At 39.9% G+C, this 16748-nt stretch carries 14 protein-coding genes and 1 rRNA gene; 9 read left to right on the top strand and 6 right to left on the bottom strand.

Going from position 1 to position 16748, the window contains the following annotated elements:
• Window positions 1-26 precede the first annotated feature (26 nt).
• Window positions 27-1130, top strand: coding sequence for a helix-turn-helix domain-containing protein (locus EW142_RS00075; RefSeq protein WP_130607909.1), 1104 nt, complete (start codon window positions 27-29; stop codon window positions 1128-1130).
• A 202-nt stretch (window positions 1131-1332) separates the two neighbouring features.
• Window positions 1333-2640, top strand: coding sequence for a carboxypeptidase-like regulatory domain-containing protein (locus tag EW142_RS00070; protein WP_130607906.1), 1308 nt, complete (start codon window positions 1333-1335; stop codon window positions 2638-2640).
• A gap of 44 nt (window positions 2641-2684) precedes the next feature.
• Here the strand turns inward: EW142_RS00070 and rocD are convergent, their stop codons facing one another.
• The gene (gene rocD / locus EW142_RS00065) at window positions 2685-3962 is read right to left on the bottom strand and encodes an ornithine--oxo-acid transaminase (protein WP_130607903.1); all 1278 of its coding nucleotides are present in this window, start codon (window positions 3960-3962) and stop codon (window positions 2685-2687) included.
• A gap of 233 nt (window positions 3963-4195) precedes the next feature.
• Here rocD and rlmD point away from each other — a divergent pair, with 233 nt between their 5' ends.
• Genes rlmD through EW142_RS00050 form a run of 3 tightly spaced genes read left to right on the top strand, consistent with a single transcriptional unit; the run spans window position 4196 to window position 6886 of the window.
• Complete coding sequence (rlmD, locus tag EW142_RS00060; protein WP_130607900.1) at window positions 4196-5608, top strand: 23S rRNA (uracil(1939)-C(5))-methyltransferase RlmD; 1413 nt, start codon at window positions 4196-4198, stop codon at window positions 5606-5608.
• Between the two features lie 29 nt (window positions 5609-5637).
• The gene (locus EW142_RS00055; protein ID WP_130607897.1) at window positions 5638-6150 is read left to right on the top strand and encodes a DUF6452 family protein; all 513 of its coding nucleotides are present in this window, start codon (window positions 5638-5640) and stop codon (window positions 6148-6150) included.
• The gene (locus EW142_RS00050; protein WP_130607894.1) at window positions 6131-6886 is read left to right on the top strand and encodes a DUF6048 family protein; all 756 of its coding nucleotides are present in this window, start codon (window positions 6131-6133) and stop codon (window positions 6884-6886) included. The genes EW142_RS00055 and EW142_RS00050 overlap by 20 nt, the downstream gene beginning before the upstream one ends.
• Before the next feature lie 20 nt (window positions 6887-6906).
• On the opposite strand, the gene EW142_RS00045 is transcribed toward EW142_RS00050, so the two are convergent.
• Entirely contained in the window at window positions 6907-7140 is a 234-nt protein-coding gene (locus EW142_RS00045) for a hypothetical protein (RefSeq protein WP_130607891.1), read from the bottom strand.
• Window positions 7137-8294, bottom strand: a complete 1158-nt coding sequence (locus EW142_RS00040) for a THUMP domain-containing class I SAM-dependent RNA methyltransferase (protein ID WP_130607888.1) — start codon at window positions 8292-8294, stop codon at window positions 7137-7139. The genes EW142_RS00045 and EW142_RS00040 overlap by 4 nt, the downstream gene beginning before the upstream one ends.
• 72 nt (window positions 8295-8366) lie before the next feature.
• Here EW142_RS00040 and EW142_RS00035 point away from each other — a divergent pair, with 72 nt between their 5' ends.
• From EW142_RS00035 to EW142_RS00025, 3 genes are all read left to right on the top strand, one after another.
• On the top strand, window positions 8367-9038 hold the full coding sequence (locus EW142_RS00035; RefSeq protein ID WP_130607885.1) for a ZIP family metal transporter: 672 nt from the start codon (window positions 8367-8369) through the stop codon (window positions 9036-9038).
• Between the two features lie 147 nt (window positions 9039-9185).
• Entirely contained in the window at window positions 9186-11357 is a 2172-nt protein-coding gene (locus EW142_RS00030) for an Ig-like domain-containing protein (protein WP_130607882.1), read from the top strand.
• A 119-nt stretch (window positions 11358-11476) separates the two neighbouring features.
• The gene (locus tag EW142_RS00025) at window positions 11477-13135 is read left to right on the top strand and encodes an Ig-like domain-containing protein (protein ID WP_130607879.1); all 1659 of its coding nucleotides are present in this window, start codon (window positions 11477-11479) and stop codon (window positions 13133-13135) included.
• Here the strand turns inward: EW142_RS00025 and trhA are convergent.
• Together trhA and EW142_RS00015 are read right to left on the bottom strand one after the other, a co-directional pair.
• Window positions 13132-13770, bottom strand: a complete 639-nt coding sequence (gene trhA / locus EW142_RS00020; protein ID WP_240740118.1) for a PAQR family membrane homeostasis protein TrhA — start codon at window positions 13768-13770, stop codon at window positions 13132-13134. The genes EW142_RS00025 and trhA overlap by 4 nt on opposite strands.
• A gap of 9 nt (window positions 13771-13779) precedes the next feature.
• Window positions 13780-15117, bottom strand: a complete 1338-nt coding sequence (locus tag EW142_RS00015) for an amidohydrolase family protein (protein WP_130607876.1) — start codon at window positions 15115-15117, stop codon at window positions 13780-13782.
• Between the two features lie 192 nt (window positions 15118-15309).
• Between EW142_RS00015 and EW142_RS00010 the strand changes: the two genes are divergently transcribed.
• On the top strand, window positions 15310-16587 hold the full coding sequence (locus tag EW142_RS00010; protein ID WP_130607873.1) for a hypothetical protein: 1278 nt from the start codon (window positions 15310-15312) through the stop codon (window positions 16585-16587).
• A gap of 77 nt (window positions 16588-16664) precedes the next feature.
• Here the strand turns inward: EW142_RS00010 and rrf are convergent.
• Window positions 16665-16748 (bottom strand): 5S ribosomal RNA (gene rrf / locus EW142_RS00005); the annotation flags it as partial.

Below are 16748 nucleotides of genomic sequence, written 5' to 3'. Positions count from 1 at the left end.
GTATCTTTGAAATCAAAGGTATAGATATGGCTTGGCACATTCTGCTTTTTTTGTTTTTCACGGCCCTTGGCATGGGCATTGGTGTCTTGTTTTTTTTCAAAACCAAAGGAAATCGATTTGCCAATACTCTTCTTGGGATTTACACCCTATTGTTTTCATACGAGCTTCTGAATAATTGCCTAAAGTGGTCAGGATACTTGAACGATGAGGCCTTTGTTCATCTTACGTTCACTCAGTTTCCCTTGTGGATGGTTTACGGTCCTCTGCTTTACATCTATGTGCGAAATGTGACCCAAAACCAAGGCTTTCAAAGGACAGACTTCCTTTTTTTGATACCTGTTTTAACCATTGTAGTCTTGAACGGTCCTTTTTACCTGTTGGACGCCACAACAAAGCTGGAGGTAATTGAAACTGGGCAATTCGGAGCTCATACGTGGTTACCCTCATTCAGTATTGATGCTGTTATTCTGCTCATGGCCTTTTACGGTATACTTACATATATTGACTTTGGACCTCGGAGAACACCAAGCTTCAATGAGAACAAATGGTTGAAGTGGTTTGTTGGGTCTTATATGGGTTTTGTTCTTGCCTTTGCAAGCTACATTTACCTGACCCGGCTTCAAATAATGAACCCGAACTACGATTATTTTGTCGACATGGTCATTGTATTTTTTATTGCGATGCTCAGTTTTTTTGGATTCGTACAGCCCGAAATTTTCGAGGGCAAGACCATTAAAGAGGTCATTCCATTTGTAAAGTATCGTAAAACTGGACTTTCGAACGCCCTTTCCCTAGAGATGAAGGGCAGATTGCTTCAAATCATGGAAAACGACAAAATCTTTCTAGAGAACACCCTCCGACTTGATGATGTGGCCAGGATGCTCAATCTTTCAAGGAACCATACCTCCCAAATTATCAATCAACATTTTAATCTGTCCTTTTTTGATTTTATCAACCAACATCGAATCAAGGAGGCCAAGCGTCTTATGACCTTAGGTTCACAAAAGAGCACTATGACCCAAATTGCATATGATTGCGGTTTTAATAACAGAGCTTCTTTTTATAAAGCATTCAAAAAGTTTGAGGGTCAGAACCCCTCTGAATACCTTTTGGTAAAAGAAGCCTCATGATTTTGGAAAATAAACCGTAAATGTTTGTAAGGAGATACAGAATTTTTAAGACTATAACTACCTTTAGGGAAGTAAACTGATACTGATCAATTCGAAGGAAGACAGCATTCGTTATTTTTGTGACCAGAATTGTTAATTCATCTTATATCATTAAAAATCATTAAATTAGAGTAGTAGATTTAAATCGAAAACAACAGAAAGTATGTTTAAAAATAATAACGTATCGTACACAATATTGAGCCTGTTTTTCGCCTTGTTGGCCATACCAAGCTCCACTCACGCATTTCAAGACGGGCAACAGGAAAAATTCAAACAATATAAGGGAGAGGTCGTAGACCAGTCAACCAATAAACCGTTGATCTTTGCCACTTTGGCTTTGGAAGGAACCAATATCAGCACCATTACCAATACCGAGGGAGAATTCCTTTTGAAAATTCCAGAGAGCAATACAGCTTCCAACGTCATTGTATCCTTTTTGGGATATGAAAGTAAAACCATTCCTCTTACAAACTTGAAGACTAACAAAAACCGTATTGCCCTTTCCATTTCGGTAACCCAATTATCGGAGGTTGATGTAAATGCACCAAGGGACGCACGAGCATTGGTTCAGGAGACTTTGGCAAGAAAAGGGGACAATTATTTTGATGACCCTACCTTGATGACTGCATTCTATCGCGAAACCATTAAAAAACGTAGAAAGAATGTTTCTCTTTCCGAAGCCGTGGTCAACATCTACAAGTCACCCTATAATTCGCAACGAAAAGATGCTGTAGAGCTGTACAAGGCCAGAAAGAGTACCGATTATAGCAAATTGGATACAGTGGCACTTAAATTACAGGGAGGCCCTTTCAATGCCCTCTATGTCGACATTATGAAGTATCCTGAATATATTTTTGCCGATGGCCTTATGGACAACTACAATTTCTCTTTCAGTCGTTCCACACGAATCAACGACAAGCTGATTTATGTGATCAGGTTTAATCAGCTGCCAGGAATTGTTGAGCCCTTGTACCAAGGAGAGTTGTTTATTGATGTGGAGAACAGAACCCTTACCAGTGCGATCTATACCCTGAACATAACAGACAAGGTTAAGGCCTCAAAGCTCTTTGTGCGAAGAAAGCCCGCCCAAGTCGATGTTTGGCCTACCGAAGTTGCTTATCGCGTGGATTATCGAGAGAAAGGTGGTAGATGGTACTACGGGTATAGCAATGTGCTTTTGGAATTTAAAGTCGATTGGGAGGATAAATTGTTCAATTCTGTCTACACCATGACCGCAGAAATGGCCGTGACGGATTGGGAAAAGAATGTAAGCGGGGCATATCCAAAAAATAAGGAGCGGATTAAAAAATCCATTATTTTAAGTGAGGAGGCCGTTGGTTTCTCCGATCCGGATTTCTGGGGAGAATACAATATTATTGAGCCCGAAAAATCAATAGAATCGGCCATTAGAAAAATACAGCGTCAACTACGAAGATCAAAATCAAAGAACGGTACTTCAGCAGCTCCGTGATGAATTTAATAGGTGTAAGAAAGCCCCTTTTAAAGGGGCTTTTTTTATTTCTCAAATTCCTTGATCGTCTTAGATATAATGGCAACACATTCCAATAGTTGCTCCTGGTTCATGACCAAAGGTGGGGCAAAACGAATAATATTGCCATGGGTAGGTTTTGCCAACAAGCCATTTTCTTTTAGCGCCATGCAAATATCCCATGCCGTGGAGCTATCCTCAGAATCGTTTATTACAATAGCATTGAGAAGTCCTTTCCCACGTACAAGACGTACCAAATCGGTTTCCTCAATAAGCTTCTCCATCTCTTCCCTAAACAGCTGACCCAATGTACTCGCGTTTTCGGCAAGTCGTTCCTCTTTGACCACCTCCAAAGCAGCCATAGCCACTGCACAAGATAATGGGTTGCCCCCAAAGGTTGAGCCATGGTTGCCCGGACGAATTACCTCCATAATTTCATTGTTGGCCAACACTGCGGAAACTGGCAAAACCCCTCCAGAAATTGCCTTGCCCAATATCAGAACATCGGGCTTCACATCCGGAGTCCCCGAACAGTTTTTATCAGGACATGAACAATTGCCACAGGTAGCAAGCAATCTGCCCGTACGTGCGATACCAGTTTGAACTTCATCAGCCATAAAAAGTACGTTCTTGGCCTTACACAAATCAAATGCTTCCTTGATGTAATTTTCGTCGGGCACATACACTCCCGCTTCACCTTGAATAGGTTCCACTAAGAACGCTGCAATGTTTTCATCTTTCAGAACCTCCTGTAAAGCATTGATGTCATTATATCGAATAGAAATAATGCCTGGTGTAAAAGGTCCAAAGTTCTCTGTTGCAATAGGATCATTGGAGGCGGAGATGATGGAAATGGTCCGTCCGTGAAAATTGTTTTGACAAACCACAATCTTTGCCTGATTGGCAGGGATACCCTTCTTTTCGTACCCCCATTTCCTGGCAAGTTTGATTGCTGTCTCAACTGCTTCAGCACCCGTGTTCATGGGCAACAATTTGTCGAAACCAAAAAATTGCGTCGCAAACTCTTCAAACTTGCCCAACATGTCATTGTAAAATGCCCGTGAGGTCAACGTAAGCTGATCTGCTTGGTTCTTTAGGGCACCTATGATCTTAGGATGACAATGCCCTTGGTTCACTGCGGAATAGGCGGACAAAAAATCATAATACTTTCTACCTTCCACATCCCATACATACACCCCTTCGCCCTTGCTTAAGACGACCGGAAGTGGATGATAGTTTTGCGCTCCGTACTTGTTTTCTAGGTCTATCGCTTCTTGCGATGTTAAATGTTCTAAAACAGCCATTTTAATTGTGCTTTAATTAATAAAATAACCATTCCTGCTATACCTTTTTCCTTTCGAAGTCTCGAAAATTCAGCGTGGGAGAGAAATCATCCCTAGAAGAGTGGGAAAATTACAAATATTTGAAGTAACGTAAAAAAAATTAAGATACTATCAGGAGGAATTTGACACTTCCCTACATCCTTAAATATAACTTTAACAATGGCCGAACAACCAAAAGAATTTACATTTGCCTCATGCGAAAAAGAAATAAAAGGCAAACCTTTCATCAGGTTGAAGTAATTGATGCTGGCGCCAAAGGAAAGGCCGTGGCCAAGGCTCCCGATGGCCGGGTTATTTTTCTGGCAAATGCTGTTCCTGGTGATGTGGTGGATGTAACCACCACGAAAAAAAGAAAAGCATATTTTGAAGGGGTCGCTACAAAATTCCATCAACTTTCCGATAGGCGTACCGACCCTGTTTGCGAACATTTTGGTACGTGCGGAGGATGCAAATGGCAAAATATGGGCTATGAGCACCAACTTTTTTTCAAGCAAAAAGAAGTTGAGAACAATCTTCAACGGATTGGCAACCTTGAATTGCCGGAGATATCTCCAATTCTTGGTTCTGAAAATCAATATTTCTATAGAAATAAAATGGAGTTTTCCTTTTCTGATAGTCGATGGCTGACCGAAGAGGAAATTAGTTCTGAGACAACCATTGAGGACAGAAATGCCTTGGGATTTCATATTCCCGGAATGTGGGATAAAATTCTGGATATCCGTAAGTGCCATTTACAACAAGACCCTTCCAATGCCATCCGTTTGGAAATCAAAAGCTATGCCGTTGAGCATGGGCTATCTTTCTTCAACCCACGTAAACAGGAGGGGATGTTGCGCACCCTTATGATTCGAACTGCATCCACCGGCGAAATTATGGTCCTTCTACAATTTTATGAGGATCATTCGGAAAAGCGTGAACAGCTTCTGAACCATATTCAAAAAACTTTTCCCGAGATTACATCTTTATTGTTCACCATCAACACTAAGGGTAACGACACCCTCTATGATTTGGAAATCCGTTGTTTTTTGGGAAGGGATTATATTTTGGAGGAAATGGAGGGGCTAGAGTTCAAAATCAACGCAAAGTCTTTTTATCAAACCAATTCGGCACAAGCTTACGAACTTTACAAAATCACCCGTGATTTTGCCGGACTTACAGGTAACGAATTGGTCTATGATCTATATACCGGTACAGGCACTATTGCACAGTTCGTGGCTAAAGAAGCTAAAAAGGTTATAGGTGTGGAATCGGTACCTGAAGCTATTGATGACGCTAGGGCCAATGCATTGAACAACAATATTTCGAATGTTGAATTTTTTGTTGGCGATATGAAGAACGTATTCCAAGAGGATTTCATTGAACAGCATGGGCGCCCCGACCTTGTAATTACCGACCCTCCCCGAAATGGTATGCATAAAGAGGTAGTTACCCAACTCTTGAACGCAAGCCCACAAAGGATTGTTTATGTGAGTTGTAATAGTGCAACACAAGCTAGGGATCTAGCACTCCTGAAAGATGACTATCAAATCATGAAGGTGCAACCCGTGGACATGTTTCCCCAGACCCATCACGTGGAAAATGTTGTACTTTTGGAGAAACGGGTATAATTTTTGAGATGTACAGTTTTTGCTTCAGAATGAAAAAAATACTCCCAGTACTCTTTATTACAATCTTATTTATTACCATAGCCTCCTGTGAAAAGGACGATATCTGTGTAGATGCCGATACGCCTCTTTTGGTAATCGGTTTTTTTGATAGTGCCGATACCACTTTGTCCAAAACCGTGCCTTCCCTACGAATCCGAGAGGTGGTTTTGGATACGAACATCAATACGATTGCGGACCGCTCTAGTTCCTTGGATTCCATTGCCGTTCCTTTGCGTATTGATTCTTCTAGCACTGGGTTCACATTTATTACGGAATCAGCAGATGATGAAACCTCAGGAGCGGAAACGGGAAGTATTGATTCATTGACGATATCCTATACGACTCGGGAGGCGTTTATCTCCAGAGCATGTGGCTTTGTGGCCAACTATGACGATTTATCCGTAGCGTTATCTCCAAATGGAGCCAATTGGATTCAGGATATTCGAATTGTGCAGACAACCATAGAAAATTCCAATAATATTCATGTCAAGATATTTCATTAGTCTTTTCCTTCTCTTGCCCATGCTGGTGCTGGGTCAAGAGTCCAATCAAAACCCCGCTCCCCAAGATAGTGTGCAATACAAGGAGCAATATGGGTTAAGAGTGGGTGTGGATTTGAGTCGTTTGGTCCTATCCTTTGCCGATGAGGATTATACAGGCTTGGAATTGGTCGGTGATTACCGATTGACCGATAAATTATATCTCGCAGCCGAGTTGGGAAATGAGGAAAAAACACAAACGGAAGATTTGGGCGGAACTCCACTCTACAACTATACCACCTCGGGCAGCTACATAAAATTAGGGGTTGATTTAAACACCTATCAAAATTGGTTTGGGATGGATAACTTGATCAGTATTGGAGGTCGTTATTCATTCGCCACCTTTAGCCAGACCCTAAACGAATATCAAATATTTGATAGCAACCGTTTATTCGTTCCCGATGGCTTTTTGCCGGGAGCTCTGGAAGGAGAGGAATTTAGTGGCCGAAGTGCCTCGTGGCTTGAATTTGTCGCCGGAGTAAAAGCTGAACTTTTTGCCAATATTTATATTGGCCTTAGCGTACGTGTTGGATTTTTGGTAACCAATGATGAATCGGACCGTTTCCCCAACCTTTGGATTCCGGGTTTTAACAAAGTAACTGATGCGAGCAACTTTGGGGTTGGATACAACTACACCATTTCATATTTCATTCCCCTTTACAAAAAAACCAAGCGAAAAAAAGCTGAGGAACCTGAATAGCGTCTACTTCAGCAGAAGTCTTATTTTATTTCCCGCATTCCTTTGATGAAAATCCATTTCATCAATATCTTTTCTCCTTCCTCCGTTTCTATAGCCCCAAATTTCGGAGCTAAAATATTGGCGGCAATCGCAGAAGTGACCGCAAGAAAAATTCGATTGAGAGGCAGAAAATATCCTAATAGCAGACGTATGAAAAGGAACAACACCACGAAAGCGATAAAATTGAAAAGTAAGGCTTTATGTTTTGGTTTCATTCTGTTTTATTTTTCTTTCGGCTTCCCTCGTACATTTCGTAGTGCACCAATCGGGATTCCAGTTTTGCATTAAAGAGCTTTATTCTTCTTGTTGGTTTAAGTCCAACTCGCTTCAAAGCTTCCATGTTCGAGGTTAAAAACCAAGCATTGGTTCCTGGATAACCCTGCTTCAAGGTATCCCCAATTTTTTCATAGAAAAGATCGGCATCTATGGTCAATCTTTCTCCATAGGGCGGGTTGAATACCATATGGAGCAGAGATTCAACGGGTTTTTCGGTCCTAAAGAAATCCTTGCGAGCAAGTTCAATAAATTCCGAAAGGTTGGCCTTATCCACATTTTCCTGTGCCTTTCGAATCGCTGAAGGCGCCTTGTCGTATCCAATAATCTTGTGTTCAAAAGGTCGGATTTTCTTCAAACTTGCAGACCTTATCTTTTCGTAAAGTTCCTTATCAAAATCCTTCCAATCCAAGAATGAAAATCGCTCCCTGTTAATGTTGGCAGGAACATTACAGGCAATCATTGCGGCCTCAATCAAAATTGTTCCGCTGCCGCACATAGGGTCCAGAAAATCACTTTGTCCATCCCATCTACTCAACAATAGCATTCCAGCTGCAAGCACCTCATTTATAGGTGCTATATTGGTAGCAATCCGATATCCCCTTTGATGAAGAGACTCTCCAGAACTATCCAAAGAAACTGTACAGGTGTTTTTAAACAGATGTATGTTGATACGGATATCGGGATTCTGTGAGTTTACGTTAGGTCTTTTTCGTTCCACACTACGAAATTTGTCCACAATGGCATCCTTGGCCTTTTGTGATACGAACATAGAGTTGTTGAACACCCTGGAGTTCATAGTGGTATCAATGGCAAAGGTCTTATCTGAGTCAAAATAACTGGGCCAATCCAATACATAAACTTGATCGTACAAGTCCTTGACATGGTACACCTGAAAAGTCTTTATAGGTCGTAATACCCGCAAAGCCGTTCTTAAACATAGGTTGGCCTTGTATAAAAAACCCAAATCCCCATCAAAGGAAACAATTCGAGGACCCTCTTCAACCCTTCCTGCCCCTAAATTCCTAAGTTCTTGGGCCAAAACAGGTTCCAAACCATAAAAGGTCTTGGCTGACATCCTAAAATTTCCTGCCATAGATATTCCAATGCTTTTGGTAAAAATAGGTTATTTTTACCCCTTGCAACCCATCAATGTTTTCCCAGTTTTATGATTTTCATACTTCCCGTAATTTCGGTTTGGGTCGGTTATATTGTTGCCATTTTTTTGAAGCCCAAAAGTCCGAAGGGCATACAACTACTCTTGGCCTTTAGTGGTGCATTTTTGTTGGCATTGACTTTTTTCGAATTGCTGCCGGAAGTATATGAATCCGAAAATAGTAAGGAGATAGCGGTCTACATTTTGGTTGGTATTTTGCTTCAAATCTTTTTGGAATTTTTTTCCAAAGGTGCTGAGCACGGTCATACGCACATTCAAGTTAAAAAATCCAATTTTCCCATTATATTATTTATAAGCCTATCGTTGCATGCCCTTGTTGAAGGCGTGCCCATTGAAGAGGGAAATTCAATTTTATATGGAATTATCATCCATAAGCTTCCTGTAGCCATTATTTTAAGTACTTTCTTGATTAATTCCAAGATAAAACCAGTGAATACCCTCATTTTCATCGCTGCCTTTTCACTGATAACACCTTTGGGCACTTATCTGGCAACGCAAACAAACTTGATTGCATCTTTTGGAAGTCAGATAACCGCAATAGCCATTGGTGTTTTTCTCCATGTATCGACCATTATTTTATTTGAGAGCTCCAAAGATCATTCCTTGGACTTCAAAAAGCTAGGAGTAATTATGGTTGGAGTGGTCTTGGCGTATTTTTTATAAGTCTGCCCCCTAACTTTTTTGAAATGGAAAGTCATACTTTTAATTTCATCACCCAACCGTCTATTCATCGATATTATCAGTTTATCTTCATAAGAGTGTTTTAATATTTTCAAATTCCTGTTATATTAGTTGTAACCAAACTCAACTATGAAGAATCAAATATTTCCTACCCTTCTATCTTTTTTTTTATTGTTCTTTTTATCATGTTCTTCTGATTCTGGGGAGGAAACCCCTGAACCGGATACGCAAGCACCGATAGTAGATTTCAGCATAGCGGGATCACCTAGCGGTAGTACAGGACCCATTGTGGTAAGCAATGAAATCATCGTTAATGTTGATGCTCAGGATAATGGAACTATATCTAAGGTAGAGGCCTTTATTGATAATCAAAAACAAGGAGAAGACACCACGGCTCCCTTTCAAATTCGAATTGATGTCTCGGGGTTTGAATCTAAAATAAGATTGACCCAAAAATTTAGGGACTATACCTTGAAAGTATCTGTAACGGATGCCGCAGGAAATGTAACATCAAAAGAGCAAACTATAAATATTGATAATTTGCTTCCAAGTATTACCGAAGTCTCACTTGAAGAAGGGACAGTGATCAACGGGGACTCAAATATGGTCACTTTCAACGTAAGTGACAATGAAGGCCTAGTATCTGTGATTGCCTATTTGAATAATGAGGTTGTTCAAGAGTTTGATACTGAGGTCTATGAATTAAATATCAATACCCTGGCTCTCTCGGATGGTCAAAATTTGCTTAGACTCGAAGCAAAGGATTTGGCAGATAACACAGCGGCCTATAGTGTAAATTTCATTTCAGATAATACTGGTCCAGAAATAAGTATTGATACCTTAGAAGAAAATCAGATTCTTGATAACCTGTTGAACATAAAACCAAATGTAAGCGATGAATATTCACAAGCTATTTCTTTGGAAGTACTTTTTAGAGGTGAACAAATTCAACTCTACGAAAATCCAATAAGTGTGGAGTTCGATTTTAATCCTGAAAACTACCCAACTGGTGATGCTGTGTTTTCCTTTGTTGCCACTGATAACCTAGGAAACCAAAGTATTCTGGAAATCGACACAGAAGTTCTTAGACTTCTTATGGAAGTCACTCTTCCAGAGGGTTTTTTAAGTCAATTCTGGACCAGTTTTTGGATTTTCGCCTCAAATTCTGATGATGGTTCTATGATTGTTTCGAAGTCAGTGGAACTGGGTGAAGACGCTATTACGTTGTATGCTCCGGGTGAATTTACTCCGGAACAAAAATATATGATTACCTATCTCGCAGTTGAAAACACTCCCGATGGAGCAAAAAGTAGGGTGACAAACATCCAAGATATTTCTAGAAACTCATTAAGTCAAATGGTTTTCAATTTAAGGCCGAATAACGTGGGGCAACTTACTCAATTTGATACTAATGGCTTTGGGCTGGTTGAATCGGTTTCAGGCGATGGTGAAGGTTATGCGATAAGTCATTTTCCTTCAGAACAAAATCCGAATATGAATATTTTTGACCGAGATGATTCAATTAGTCGGGATTATTATTATCTGTATAGTTCTCAACTCACAGATATTGATTATGCTTATTACAAATTAACCTTACCCGTTGATGGAACCTTTAGTCTAAACCGTTCAGATATGATTACTGACATTGACTTGGAAACCCCGACTTTTTCAATAGTGAATGCACTTGAATTTAGTCTTCCCGTCTTAAACATAGATGGCTACGATTCCCCCCAAGATTTTTCTGAAGGAATTTTTCATAGAATTTACAGTCAGACCCCTCCTTTAATATTCGGGGGCGTATACCAGTATTACCTAAACAATTCGTTCAGCAACTATTCCCATACGTTGGCAATTGGCGACTATTATACGATTAGAAGAGGGGTTCCGCCAGAAACATACACAGTGCCAGATTGGACTATTTCAAATATTCAGACAGGCAATACGCTTTCCTTAACCACAACTGGTGCGGACCACCGACTAGGGCGAATTTTGTTAAGACCCACTAGTGGTGATAGCTATGTTATGACGGTCTTATTCGATAGTCAAAATACTTCCGAGATTGTCTTTCCAGATCTTCCTGATGACTTATCTGATTTGGATTTCTACGCCGCCAATCAAGAAGGCACCTTAAACGTAGAGCAAATTCAAATCACTTCGTTTGACAATATTTCCACATATGAGGAATATCTGGATACTGTTATAAAAAATCAAAAGGAGCATGACAATATATCAGATATTGTAGAATCAAAATTGAGTGTTACCGGAGGATTTTTCAATTTTGAAAACTTCCACTTCAACTAATTGTCATATTCTCGATTTTGACACAACGGCTTTTTCACAAAAAGGATACAATTGGCCTATTCGGGAAGTACTGTGGAGTGTCTCAACCACTATTATGTTGGCTATAACTAAACTCATCCATGAAGAATCAAATATTTCCTGCCCTTCTATCTTTATTTTTATTGTTCTTTTTATCATGTTCCTCAGATTCTGGAGAAGAAACCCCTCAACCGGATACGCAAGCGCCAACGGTAGATTTCAATATAGCGGGCGCAACCAGCAGTGGTTCCACCCCTATTGTGGTGAGCAACGAAATCATAATTAATGTAGATGCGCGGGATGCTGGTGGTGTTGCAAAGGTTGAAGCCTTTATTGATGACCAAAAAGTTGGAGAAGATACTTCAGCCCCCTATCAAATAGTTATAGACGTGACTGGATTTGAATCAAAACTGGCTCAAACATCCAAATTCAAGAATTACACATTAAAAATTACGGTAACCGATACTTCAGGAAATACCAGTTCAAAAGAACAACTCATAAATATTGAAAACAAAACTCCTTTAATTACCATTAATTTTCCACCAAATCAACCTTTAAATTCGGATATAGTTGAATTTTACGTATTTGCCTCCTCTTTGAACGGCGAAGTTTTGGGAATAGAACGGGTACAAACTAACGATACTAGTATCATACTAAGTACCACAGCTAGTTTCTCAAGCACCGATATGTTCATGCTGACCTTTGCGGAATTAAACGATTTGGGTATCGCTCGATTTAGCACAATAAGTAATCTTACGACTGGGTCCCTTCCGGAAATCAATCTAGATACGTATCCACAATATGAACTCCGACCTGGTAACCAAAGTTTTCAAGCCACCGGATTTGATACCCTTTCAGATATAGTTCTTAGTGGTTTTGGTATTGCCTATATTGCAAGCATAGATTATTCCAGTTTCAATAGCGTTCAAATAGATAGATTTGAATGTGTTAGCTGCGACGATGTTTCCTCAGACTTCTTGTATTTGACCATGAAAGATTCTGAAGTTCCATATAGATATCTCACCCTGGATTGGGATACTGCCGAAGACTTCATTTTTACGCCAAATCTTTTTACCGATCAAGGACTAGAAAATAGAACAATTCAAATGAACAAAGCATCAGGTCTTCCTATAGATTATACCAATTTTAGATTGGTTGGTTATTTTGGTCAAAATGATTTTGAAAATAATTTCTATCATCTAATAGATACCGGAAAAAGCAGTGCTCCCGACAACTTGAATTCAACTTACATTTTTAACGACATCTTTGATCAATACTCCTACGAGGTGACCATAGATGGATATTACACCAATCGTATCGGCATACCAGTTAGTTCAGTTACAACATTGGATTGGACACTGGATTATACAGTTTCTGAAAGAAACATTTCGATAGAAAAAAACAGTACTAATGAGGTCTTGGGCAAGGTAATTCTTGGTTCTCAAATTGTGGACGCAAATTATATTCCATATAGCTGGGAATTAATCTTTGACAGCCAACTAGCCAATGAAGTAAATATCCCTGAAATTCCTGAAGAAATTAAATCATGGGAATTCTATGATGCTTTTTCAACCCGCGATCTACAAGTAAGACAAGTGGAAATAAAACGATATGAAAACATAATTGATTTTAATGATTACCTAGAAAAAATAATTTCCAGCAACAAAAGACCATTTTCGGTTTCAAACACAATCGAATCAATCTTTTTGAATAGTGAATCCAACATTCACGGAGCTGTGGATGATTGGTTGGTGGACTAAAACATTTCTTTATAAATCATAATCCAATGACTTATGGCACCACCCAAAACAAAGAAGTGCCATATCAAATGATTATAGGGAATCTTACGAATGGCATAAAACAAAATTCCCACAGTATAAAATGCTCCTCCAAGACCTAAATAAAACAGGCCACTGCTAGAAAGGACCTCCTTTAAAAAATTAAAATCGATAACGATAGACCAGCCCATAAACGCATAAAGTAGTAAAGAAAAAACCTCAAATTTCCCAGTAAAAAACAATTTTAGTAGGGTTCCGAAGAGTGCCATACCCCATACAATTATTAATAACAGCGAACCTTTGGATTCCTGCAAGGCGAGCAAACAGACCGGGGTGTAGGTGCCGGCAATCAGGTAATAAATACTGATATGGTCCAACACTCGAAGTTTACGCTTAGTTCTTGCGTCGTCAACCGCATGATACACTGTTGATGCGGTAAAAAGCAGAATCAGCGAAGCGCTATAAATGATTATGCCAGACTTAAATTCAAGCGATCTTCCTTGAAAATGATTCAACCAAAAAAGCAATCCGATCAAAGACAGTAGAATTCCAAATCCGTGGGAATAGGCATTCCAACGTTCCTCAATACCGTAGGTTGTAGCAGATTGGGATTTCAAGTTTAGCTTTTATTTATAGCGTTTTCCGTGTTTAATTACTAGATCTACGTCCTGTAACAAGCTGATATAGCGCAGGACATCGCCATCTACAGCTATGATATCGGCATACTTTCCAGGCGTAATGGTACCCACTTCATCAGCAACACCCATCCATAAGGCGGGCCAATAGGTTGCCGAACGAATGGCGTACATGGGGTCTATCCCAAACTCGTTCACCCAAACATCCAATTCGTTCCAAGTGGATTGACTATGGAATTTCATGGGAATCCCGCTGTCCGTTCCAATCAGTAGAACAACTCCAGCGTCCAACAATTGATGAATCTTGGTTTTCAAAGTAGGTCGTCTGGATGGAGTCAACTGAAAATAAGGTAATCTGTCCGGATGTTTAATACTTTCCTTGATATCCGCAATTATGCTGTCTGGCAAACCCAAATGCCAAGAATCGTTATCCAATTTTTCAGGGTTGTCCCTTACATACTCATAATTGTAGAGTCCCTCAACAGTAGGACACCAAAAAAGGGGACCTTTGTTCATTTGGGCAGTACGTTCCTTGATCATCTGCATGACATCATCCGGGTATTTTGGAGCTGAGGAAAGGCCCGTATGTTCAAAACAATCCACATCAACCTTCAATCCCCTACGAATCTCTTCAGGTCGATGTCCATGGGCAACCACTTTGAGATTGTTCTTATGGGCTTCATCCACAACCGCTTGTAGTTCTTCCATCGTCATTTGATCGTGGTCAATCAATTTGATCACATCAACGCCTGCATTGGCCAAAGACCTGATTTTCTTCTTTCCATCTTCGGGGCCCTTTACACCCCACCGAAAAGCCTCAGTACCTGGATAGGGTTTATGCTGAATAAAAGGACCGGAAACATATAAGGTTGCTCCGGGTATCTCCCCATTTTTAATAGCGTCTCGCACGGCTATACTTTCTTCCAAAGGAGCTCCTAAATCGCGGGCACTGGTAACACCGGCCATCAGAAGCTGATGCGCCGATGCAGGCATAATCACATCCTTAAAAAGAGGAGGATATGTTTTATCCCAATACTTGTAATCGGCATGCCCGTTTATCATTGTGTGAACATGCATATCCCATAATCCAGGCAAGACACTCATTCCTTCTGTGGAGATAATTTCGGCATTTTCCGGGATTTCGATTGTTCCCAGTGTACCCACGGCTTTTATGCGTTCCCCTTCAATAAGGATGACACTATTTCGAATAGGTTCTGCACCGTATCCATCAATCAGAGTACCGCCAACCAAAGCTTTTAACTGGCCATCTTGTGAAAACAAAAGTAGGGATGTAATAAAACTGAAAAAAAATAGGTAGAACTTCTGCATAGTTTTTAGCTAAAGATAGCTAAAAACTATGCCCAAATGTAAAATCACAGCCGAGACGATGTCCGAAAATTCGACTTTGTCCCCATTCCATCAATTCAAATAAACTTCCTATCAATTCACTATGAAACTTTAGCCTGTTCATAAATAATTTCGAGGAAAATCTATCATTCAAAATTTTAAATTCTTTTAAACATGAAAGCAAATTCAAATAATATTATTCTTTCAACCTTCTTGGTAGTGTTTTTGGGTACGGCTTTTAACCAAACCTTGCACTCCCAACGCCTTTTGGGGAAAGTGAAAAAAGAAATCGGTAAAAACAAGCCTAAAAAAGAAGGAAATACATCAATCGAATCTGTTTACGAAGGGGAAAATCAAACTATTGGAAAAGAGGTAGAGGCACCAAACTCTCAAGCAACGCCTTTTGCGATGAAAGAGTACAATACCTCCTCGCCCATTTATGACAAAATTGAATTTTTTGATTTCTCCACGAGTGGATACAAATCAAGGAATATAGAATTTTTTGTTACCCTTGCAAGAAGTGAGGATGGTTTTAAATGGACAAAAAAGGTGATGTACAAAAATGGTCAAGACACTTCTGAACCCTATCAGGCCAAGACATCTTTTACGTATGGACCCAATGGTGAAAAAATAGGAGATGAAAAAGACAAACAAGTCTTCTACATAACGCCTCCGAAAGAAGGAAAACCTTATGGTGCTTTATTTATGAAATATGACTTCTTCAATGAGGGAGGAAATACTGGAGGTATTATACTTTTTGGAGAACAAAGCCATGAAGAACTTAAATTGGAAGTACAACAAATGAAGATACTCTCCACCAATGAAGAGGAGAGCCGTTCTTCCCTTGAAAAAAACCATGTGGGAGAAATTGTTTTCTCGTCAGAAGAGCTTAAAAAAACTCTTCCGGAATCAAGTCTTAAAACCGAATTTACACTTGGGGAACCTATCTATTTTAGGGTAGTCTTAAAGGACCCTACTAATTCCATGCGAGAACTTTTCATAAAGGAAGGTTTATCCCCTGATTATCAAAATTCATGGCCATTGTTGGAATACTATAGAAATGGAGAACTTATCGGGGTTTATGAAAATGTAGGTAGAGGATTTACTGGTTTGAAACAAGCATCTGCTAATCGTGATGGTCAAGAATTACATGACAGATTTGACAGAAACCGAAGTTTTGGCGAAGCATTGCTTGAAACAGATTTTTATATCTACAATACTGCAGCTCCCCTCTGGAATGGCCTTTTAACCGCTAGCGGTTTAAAAAATGGAAAACACAAAATTGACATGAAGTATTATGTGGTTCATATACCATCAGAAGGCCATGATACTACCAAGGAAAATAAAGGTCGGATATATAAAAAACTTGTCTCTGAAGGTTCGTTTGATTTATTGGTAACGGATTCGGGAAAAGAGATGTTTTGCGTTAAAGCTAAGCTTTGCAAAAAATAAAATTTCTTACCATGGGAAGGTTATTTCCAAACTGATTGAAACAAAAGACGCCCCATGCTGTTGCAAGGGGCGTCCAAGGAAGGCGGCTACCTACTCTCCCACCTGGTGTGGCAGTACCATCGGCGCAAACGGGCTTAACTTCCCTGTTCGGGATGGGAAGG

It is taken from the genome of Flagellimonas allohymeniacidonis (assembly GCF_004296335.1).
Classification (GTDB): Bacteria; Bacteroidota; Bacteroidia; order Flavobacteriales; family Flavobacteriaceae; genus Flagellimonas; species Flagellimonas allohymeniacidonis.
Note: the sequence above shows the minus strand (reverse complement) of the source record. Positions and strands in the feature narration are given on the sequence as shown.

Bases quoted from the DNA above. Each gene is read 5' to 3' on its own strand.
- EW142_RS00035 (WP_130607885.1), top strand. From the start codon at position 8,367: ATGATTTTCATACTTCCCGTAATTTCGGTTTGGGTCGGTTATATTGTT.
- EW142_RS00015 (WP_130607876.1), bottom strand. From the start codon at position 15,117: ATGCAGAAGTTCTACCTATTTTTTTTCAGTTTTATTACATCCCTACTT.
- EW142_RS00050 (WP_130607894.1), top strand. From the start codon at position 6,131: ATGTCAAGATATTTCATTAGTCTTTTCCTTCTCTTGCCCATGCTGGTG.
- EW142_RS00030 (WP_130607882.1), top strand. From the start codon at position 9,186: ATGAAGAATCAAATATTTCCTACCCTTCTATCTTTTTTTTTATTGTTC.
- EW142_RS00025 (WP_130607879.1), top strand. From the start codon at position 11,477: ATGAAGAATCAAATATTTCCTGCCCTTCTATCTTTATTTTTATTGTTC.
- EW142_RS00070 (WP_130607906.1), top strand. From the start codon at position 1,333: ATGTTTAAAAATAATAACGTATCGTACACAATATTGAGCCTGTTTTTC.
- EW142_RS00040 (WP_130607888.1), bottom strand. From the start codon at position 8,294: ATGGCAGGAAATTTTAGGATGTCAGCCAAGACCTTTTATGGTTTGGAA.
- EW142_RS00055 (WP_130607897.1), top strand. From the start codon at position 5,638: ATGAAAAAAATACTCCCAGTACTCTTTATTACAATCTTATTTATTACC.
- rocD (WP_130607903.1), bottom strand. From the start codon at position 3,962: ATGGCTGTTTTAGAACATTTAACATCGCAAGAAGCGATAGACCTAGAA.
- EW142_RS00010 (WP_130607873.1), top strand. From the start codon at position 15,310: ATGAAAGCAAATTCAAATAATATTATTCTTTCAACCTTCTTGGTAGTG.
- EW142_RS00075 (WP_130607909.1), top strand. From the start codon at position 27: ATGGCTTGGCACATTCTGCTTTTTTTGTTTTTCACGGCCCTTGGCATG.
- rlmD (WP_130607900.1), top strand. From the start codon at position 4,196: ATGCGAAAAAGAAATAAAAGGCAAACCTTTCATCAGGTTGAAGTAATT.
- EW142_RS00045 (WP_130607891.1), bottom strand. From the start codon at position 7,140: ATGAAACCAAAACATAAAGCCTTACTTTTCAATTTTATCGCTTTCGTG.